The organism is Duganella aceris, from assembly GCF_011090165.1.
GTDB lineage: Bacteria > Pseudomonadota > Gammaproteobacteria > Burkholderiales > Burkholderiaceae_D > Rugamonas > Rugamonas aceris.
In genome coordinates, this window is the sequence record NZ_JAADJT010000020.1 from 65,321 (window position 1) to 72,272 (window position 6,952).

Genomic DNA, 6,952 nt, shown 5'->3' on the forward strand with positions numbered 1-6,952 from the left:
AAATCATTGCTGGATAGATCCGGCGAAATGAGGAAGGCAAGGGAAGATGGCAAACATTCTGGTTGTGGACGATGAAATGGGCATTCGCGAGTTGCTCTCGGAAATTTTGAGCGACGAGGGACACGCAATACAATTGGCCGAGAACGCTCAACAGGCACGCGAAGCGCGCGCCGGCGGCGCGCCGGATCTGGTGCTGCTCGATATCTGGATGCCGGATACCGACGGCGTCACCCTGCTCAAGGAATGGCAGCGCGACGGGCTGCTGACCATGCCGGTGATTATGATGTCGGGTCACGCCACCATCGATACGGCGGTCGAGGCGACCCGCATCGGCGCGTTGAATTTCCTGGAAAAACCGATCGCGCTGCAAAAACTGCTGAAGGCGGTCCAGCAAGGCTTGACCCGCGCCCAGGAAACGGTGCGCGCGCCGGCCTTGGCGCCGCGTCCGGTGGCCGCGAGCCAGCCGGAGGAAGCGCCGAACACCGGGTTCAATCAGCCGAATCCGGCGTCGGCCATCGCCGTGCGCGGCGGCGCCACCATCGCCGGCGCCGACAATCATATGTTCAACCTGTCGTTCGACCTGCCGCTGCGCGAGGCGCGCGACGCGTTCGAACGCATGTACTTCGAGCACCATCTGGGCCGCGAAGGCGGCAGCATGACGCGGGTGGCGGAAAAGACCGGGCTGGAACGCACCCACCTGTACCGCAAGCTCAAGCAACTCGGCGTCGAGCCGGGCAAACTGGCAAAGAAGGGCGTCTGAGCCCGTGACCGCGCCGTCCGCCACGACGGCGGCCACGGCCAGGCCGGCGCGGCCGCCGGTGCCGACCTGGCTGGTCACCGGTCCCGGCGCCGGCGCGCGCGAAACCGCCATCGCCGGCCTCCTGCAAACGGGAGTGGCCAGCGTCATCATTCTGGAGGGCTTGTCGGACGGCGGATCGGCGCTGGCCTTCGATCCCGCAGACGGCCCCATCCCCTACGATCCTGTTCCGCAAGTGTTGCGTATTGCCCCCGGCTGTCTGCATTGCAGCGGCAATCTCGTTTTGCGAGTAACATTGAATCGTGTGCTGCGTCGTCCCCCGGCGCGGCTCTACATCAGTCTGGCATCCGCCGAGCATCTGGACCTGCTGCGTTCCTGGCTGTCCGAGGCGCCGTACGGCGAGTTGCTGGATTTGCAAGCCGATATCGAGGCAAGGTAATCCGCCCGCTGATCGGGCCCGAAAGGGCTTGAAATGGACCGCTTTCAGCCCCAACTCGGAGTTGAAGGCGAAACCGATGGTGTTTCGCCCCTTGTGAAAGGAAGCAACATGAACCTCATCTACAACAGCGAGCAGTATAGTGTTGTCGAATTCGGCGCCGACCGCAGTCTGGACGCCTTGCGCTTCGGCGGCTACGAGATCGTCGACAAGGGTGGCAAACGCGAGATCTTCATTGCCGGCATCCTGGCGCAACATTTCCGCCGCGACGTCAACGAGCTGATCGCCGGCGAACCGACCATGCAGGAAATCGATGAATTCCTCGGCAGCTACGATGCGCTGATGAGTCATCCGGTGCTGCTGCATTAAGCGGGCACGGCGGCGCATGGTGTGGTTATAATCACACCATGTGCCAACTTCTAGGAATGAACTGCAATGTCCCCACCGACATTGTCTTCAGTTTCACCGGCTTCGCCATGCGTGGCGGCCATACCGACACCCACCATGACGGCTGGGGCATCGCCTTCTTCGAGGGCGCGGGCGTGCGTCATTTCGTCGACCACCAGGCGGCGATCGCGTCGCCGATCGCCGAGCTGATCAAGCGTTACCCGATCAAATCCACCAATGTTATCGCGCATATCCGCAAGGCGACGCAGGGCAAGGTTGCGCTGGAGAATTGCCATCCCTTTGTGCGCGAGCTGTGGGGGCAATACTGGGTGTTCGCCCACAACGGCGACCTGAAGGCCTTCGCGCCGGCGCTGGACGGCGCCTACCGCCCGGTCGGCAGCACCGACAGCGAGCGGGCCTTCTGCTATATCTTGCAGCAGTTGCGCGCCCGTTTCGGCGCTGTGCGCCCGCCGCTGGCCGACCTGCGCTCGGCGCTGAGCGGCCTGGTACATGAAATCGCCACCCACGGCACGTTCAATATGATGCTGTCGTCCGGCGGCGAACTGTTCGCCCATTGTTCGACCAACCTGTTCTATCTGGTGCGCCAGCATCCGTTCGACACCGCCAAGCTGTCCGACGAGGACGTCAGCGTGGATTTCTCCCAGGTAACAACGCCGGACGACCGGGTCGCCATCATCGTCACCCAGCCCTTGACCACCAATGAGCAATGGACCGGGTTTATTCCGGGCGAACTGAAGTTATTCATCGACGGCGTCCCCCAAGCGGCGGTCTGATATAAATTATCCAAGACACCGCACCGCATTAATGTCAGAATATTAGTGTGGCGAAATACCTGCCCTCTGAATCTGGACTAGCGATGATTGACCTCTCCTTTAACGACATGGAACCCGACAGCCTGCGCGTGCGCGAATTCTACCTGGGCCGACAGCCTATCCTGGACCGCAACCAAGGCTTGTTCGGCTATGAGTTGCTGTTCCGCAACGCTCCTGTCGGGCCGGCCAACATCAGCAACGATCTGTCGGCGACGGCGGCGGTGATCGCCCACGCCTCGCAGCTGGGCATGGAGAAAACCATCGGCGACGCGCTTGGCTTCGTCAATGTCGACGCCGACGTCATCATGAGCGACATCTTCTCCTTCCTGCCGCGCGAAAAGGTGGTGCTGGAGATCGTCAACACCATGCCGGCCACGCCGGCGGTGCTGGCGCGCATCAAGGAATTGGTCGGCCACGGCTTCAGCTTCGCGCTGGACGACGTGACCGGCGAAAGCGACACCGTGGACGCGCTGCTGCCGCTGGTCGAGTACGTCAAGATGGACATGCGCAACATCCCGCTGTCGGCCTTGATGAAGGTGGCGCCGCGCTTCCGTCAGGAAAAGAAAAAGCTGGTCGCGGAAAAGGTCGAGACGCGCGAGGAGTTCAAGAATTGCCTGGACCTGGGCTTCGACTACTTCCAGGGCTACTACTTCTCCAAGCCGGTCATCATGAGCGGCAAGAAGCTGTCGCCGTCGCAACTGGCGGTGATGGAGCTGATGACGCTGGTGACGTCGGACGCCGACAACCAGGAAATCGAGCGCGCGATCAAGCGCGACGTGTCGCTGGCGCTGAACCTGCTGCGCCTGGTGAACACGCCGGCGGTGGGCGCGCGCCAGCGCATCGATTCGCTGAGCCAGGCCGTGACCATCCTCGGCCGGCGCCAGTTGCAGCGCTGGCTGCAGATCATGCTGTACGCCGAACCGAGCAAGCGCGGCCACAGCATGACGCCGCTGCTGATGCTGGCCACCACCCGCGGCCGCCTGCTGGAGCTGCTGGCCGCCAAGCTGCGGCCGAGCGAGCGCAGCGCCGCCGATATCGCCTTCACGGTCGGCATCATGTCGCTGATGGACACGCTGTTCGGCATTTCGATGACGGAAATCCTGTCGCAGATTCCCGTCAACGACGAGGTGGCGGACGCCTTGCAGAACCGTGGCGGCTTCTACGGCGACCTGCTCAAGCTGGCCGAATGCATCGAACGGCTGGAAGACTTCGGCGATCACATCGTCCCGACGCTGCGCGACCTCGCCATGTCCACCGATGAACTGGTGGAACTGGAGATGGCCGCCTTCGAGTGGAGCGACAACGTGGTGCGCTACGCGCTGTAGGCCTACATCGCGCACCACGTCCGGCTCAGGTGGCGTGCCCGGCCCCCGGCCAATGCTTGACCAGTTCCGGATCGGTGCGCATTTCCCACAACGCCAGCACGGCCGCGGCGACGCCGACGATGACCGCGTTCCAGGTCAGCTCGGCGTTGTCGGCCATGCCCAGCACCCACGGCGAGACCGCGACCCAGATCCCCACCAGCAGGTTGAGCACCACGGCCCAGAAGTAGGTCTTGTACAGATCGAACGCCGCCAGCACCACCATCACCGCGCCGGAAATGAACGCGGTCCATGCTTGCACCGATGGTAGCGGATAGGCGAATACCCAGGGCGTGATGAAGAACCACAGCCCGAGCAACAAGATCAGCTGGTCTTGCCAGCGTTTGACGGTTGGATTGGTTTCCATAGTGCCTCCCATAGTCATACCGCCGGACGGCGGCGTCCTAACTTAGTCCACGCGCCCACCGAAAAGTTCAACCTGGTTGCCAAATCGATATCGGACAGCTATGCTGGCTGCGTGACGAACACTCGACGGGACGGTTTACCATGGCTTCGATTCTACTCCGCGTGCAAAATCTATCCAAGTCGTACGCGACACGCAAGGCGGTGGACGGTGTTTCGTTCCAGGTGCTGCGCGGCCAGACGGTCGGGCTGATCGGTCCCAACGGCGCCGGCAAGTCCACCACCGTGGGCATGATCTGCGGCCTGCTGCGCGCCGACGCCGGCACCATCCTGATGGACGACGAGCCGATCGGCCAGGGCGCCAGCGCCGCCAAGCGCAAGATCGGCTTCGTGCCGCAGGACCTGGCGCTGTACGACGATCTGTCGGCGCTGCAAAACCTCAGGCTGTTCGGCGCGCTGTACGGCCTCAAGGGCGCGCTGCTGAAGCAACGCTGCGAGCAGGCGCTGGCGCTGGTCAACCTGGCCGACCGCGCGGCCGACAAGCCGTCGACATTCTCCGGCGGCATGAAGCGCCGCCTCAACATCGCCGCCGCGCTGCTGCACGATCCGCAACTGCTGATCCTCGACGAACCCACCGTCGGCGTCGATCCGCAAAGCCGCAACGCCATCTTCGACACGCTCGAAGCGTTGCAGGCGCAGGGCCGTTCGCTGATCTACACCAGCCATTACATGGAGGAGGTGGAGCGGCTGGCCGACCACATCGTCATCATCGACCAGGGCAAGGTGCTGGCCGACGAGACCCCGGCCGCGCTGCACCTGCGCCTGCCGGCGCGCGCCGCCTTGCATGCCGAGCTGGCCGGCGCGCCCAGCGCCGCGCTGCTGTCGGCGATGCGCGAGCAGTCCGGCGTCACCGACATCGAGCGCGACGGCAACTCGCTGGCCATCGGCCTGGCCGACGCCACGCACGCCGCGCCGATGCTGGCGTGGCTGGCGGGGCAGGGGATCGCCATCCTGCACTTCGCCACCGCCAGGACTTCGCTGGAAAACATCTTCCTCAACCTGACCGGGCGCAGCCTGCGCGACTGATAGGAGTCACCATGACCGCATTGATCGCCCTGGTCCGCAAGGATCTGATCCTTTACCTGAACGACAAGCGCGCGCTGATGCTGCATCTGCTGATGCCGATCATCCTGGCGGCGTTTTTCGGCTCGCTGTTCGGCGGCGCGGCGGAGACGCGCACCAGCAAGATCGAGGTCGGCCTGGTGATGCTGGACCAGTCCGACAACGGCAAGAAAATCGCCGCCGGCCTCAAGGCCGACGATTCGCTCAAGATCCTGGAACTGACCGATGCCGAGGCGCAGGCCCGCGTGCGCGAGGGCAAGCTGGCGGTGGCGGTGATGATCCCGCAAGGCTTCGGCGAGCAGGCCGGCAACGCCTTGTTCGGCGGCCGCGACAAGCCACGGCTGGCGCTGTATTACGATCCGTCGCAATCGACGATGCTGGCGATGGTGAAGGGCTTGCTGACGCAACAGGTGATGCAGGTGACCAGCGCCGCGATGATGAGTTCCGCCGGCGGCCCGAACACGGAAAAGCAACTGGCCGAGCTGCGCGCCTCGAACGCATCGGCGAACGACAAGGCGCAGGTGGGCGAGTTCCTGGTCAGCCTGAAGAAATTCCAGGACCAGCGCGCCGCCAACGCGGCGCAGCCGGCGGCCGGCGAGGTGCCGGTCGGCATGAGCGTGCCGTACACCACGCAGGACCAGGCGCTCAGCAGCGGTCCCAAGTACAACGCTTACGCGCACTCGTTCGCCGGCATGGGGGTGCAATTCATCCTGTTCATGGGCGTCGACATGGGCATCGGCATCTTGCTGGCGCGCAGCCTGGGCATCTGGAACCGCCTGCTGGCGGCGCCGGTGTCGCTGACCACGGTGCTGGCCGCGCGCGTGCTGTCCGGCGCGCTGATCGCGCTGGGCCTGATGTGCGCGATGTTCCTGTGCGCGATGCTGATCTTCAAGGTGGAGATCGGCAGCGTGGTCGGTTTCGTCGGCATCGCGCTGTGCTTCTCGTTGATGACGGCGGCTTTCGGCTTGCTGATCGCCGCCTTCGGCAAGACGCCGGAAGCGGCGCGCGGCATCGCCGTGTTCGCCACGCTGATCCTGGTGATGCTGGGTGGCGCCTGGGTGCCGTCGTTCCTGTTCCCCGAGTGGGTGCAGACGGCCACGCTGGTGGTGCCGACGCGCTGGGCCATCGACGGCTTCGACGCCGTCACCTGGCGCGGTCTGGGGCTGGCCGGCGCGCTGGCGCCGATGGCGGTGCAGGCCGGTTTCGCGCTGGTGTTCGGCGGCGTGGCGATCTGGAAATTCCAGCGCGACCAGCGCGCCTGATTCAGCCGGCCATGGCCGCGCTGAGTCGCCACAGCCGCTCGGCCAGCGCGGAGTCGGCCGCCCATGGGCGCACGCCGTATTTCTGATCGCCGGCGGTGCGTTCGGCGATATCGCTGTTCTCACAATACACGTGGGCGACGTTCTTCAAGTCGCGTTCCGGCGCGACGATCACCCGGCCTTGCGCGTCGTGCACACCGAAGCGCGCCAGCGGTCCGTGGATGCTGCCTGGATGCAGCGAAAAGGCGCGGATGCCGTCGGATTCGCCGCGCGCGTCGGCGCCCAGCTACTCGTCGGAAAGCGCGTTCGGCAATGCCTTCAGGCGTGTCCGAAAACTCCGGGGTCAGAGCTAAAAACTGGACACGGGCTCTACCGTAGCGGCCGCTACGGTAGAGCCCGTGTCCAGTTTTTAGCTCTGACCCCGGAGTTTTTAG

The 6,952-nt window shown here is 64.5% G+C and carries 9 protein-coding genes; 7 read left to right on the forward strand and 2 right to left on the reverse strand.

The features are described 5' to 3' along the window. The first annotated feature begins 46 nt into the window (after positions 1-46). From GW587_RS29365 to GW587_RS29385, 5 genes are all read left to right on the forward strand, one after another. A complete protein-coding gene (locus tag GW587_RS29365; RefSeq protein ID WP_166108451.1) occupies positions 47-760 on the forward strand; it encodes a response regulator in 714 nt (237 codons plus the stop codon). A gap of 4 nt (positions 761-764) precedes the next feature. Further along, positions 765-1,196 carry a GTPase gene (locus GW587_RS29370; RefSeq protein WP_371875663.1) on the forward strand — a complete coding sequence of 144 codons (432 nt, stop codon included), beginning with the start codon at positions 765-767 and terminating at the stop codon, positions 1,194-1,196. A gap of 108 nt (positions 1,197-1,304) precedes the next feature. Continuing rightward, positions 1,305-1,562, forward strand: a complete 258-nt coding sequence (locus GW587_RS29375) for a BTH_I0359 family protein (protein WP_166108452.1) — start codon at positions 1,305-1,307, stop codon at positions 1,560-1,562. Between the two features lie 38 nt (positions 1,563-1,600). After that, a complete protein-coding gene (locus GW587_RS29380) occupies positions 1,601-2,374 on the forward strand; it encodes a class II glutamine amidotransferase (protein WP_166108453.1) in 774 nt (257 codons plus the stop codon). An 83-nt stretch (positions 2,375-2,457) separates the two neighbouring features. After that, entirely contained in the window at positions 2,458-3,738 is a 1,281-nt protein-coding gene (locus GW587_RS29385; RefSeq protein WP_166108454.1) for an EAL and HDOD domain-containing protein, read from the forward strand. Positions 3,739-3,763: 25 nt separating this feature from the next. On the opposite strand, the gene GW587_RS29390 is transcribed toward GW587_RS29385, so the two are convergent. Continuing rightward, entirely contained in the window at positions 3,764-4,141 is a 378-nt protein-coding gene (locus GW587_RS29390; protein WP_166108455.1) for an SPW repeat protein, read from the reverse strand. Positions 4,142-4,302: 161 nt separating this feature from the next. On the opposite strand from GW587_RS29390, the gene GW587_RS29395 reads away from it, so the two are divergent. Next, positions 4,303-5,223: an ABC transporter ATP-binding protein gene (locus tag GW587_RS29395; protein ID WP_371875664.1), complete on the forward strand. Its 921-nt coding sequence runs from the start codon at positions 4,303-4,305 to the stop codon at positions 5,221-5,223. Positions 5,224-5,234: 11 nt separating this feature from the next. Next, positions 5,235-6,521 (forward strand): ABC transporter permease, encoded by a 1,287-nt coding sequence (locus tag GW587_RS29400; RefSeq protein WP_166108457.1) that lies wholly within the window; start codon positions 5,235-5,237, stop codon positions 6,519-6,521. A gap of 1 nt (position 6,522) precedes the next feature. Here GW587_RS29400 and GW587_RS29405 read toward each other — a convergent pair whose 3' ends face one another. Further along, on the reverse strand, positions 6,523-6,714 hold the full coding sequence (locus tag GW587_RS29405; protein ID WP_166108458.1) for a hypothetical protein: 192 nt from the start codon (positions 6,712-6,714) through the stop codon (positions 6,523-6,525). Between the last annotated feature and the right edge of the window lie 238 nt (positions 6,715-6,952).

Coding starts and splice junctions, on each gene's coding strand:
- GW587_RS29365 (WP_166108451.1), top strand. CDS start 47: ATGGCAAACATTCTGGTTGTGGACGATGAAATGGGCATTCGCGAGTTG.
- GW587_RS29385 (WP_166108454.1), top strand. CDS start 2,458: ATGATTGACCTCTCCTTTAACGACATGGAACCCGACAGCCTGCGCGTG.
- GW587_RS29375 (WP_166108452.1), top strand. CDS start 1,305: ATGAACCTCATCTACAACAGCGAGCAGTATAGTGTTGTCGAATTCGGC.
- GW587_RS29390 (WP_166108455.1), bottom strand. CDS start 4,141: ATGGAAACCAATCCAACCGTCAAACGCTGGCAAGACCAGCTGATCTTG.
- GW587_RS29400 (WP_166108457.1), top strand. CDS start 5,235: ATGACCGCATTGATCGCCCTGGTCCGCAAGGATCTGATCCTTTACCTG.
- GW587_RS29380 (WP_166108453.1), top strand. CDS start 1,601: ATGTGCCAACTTCTAGGAATGAACTGCAATGTCCCCACCGACATTGTC.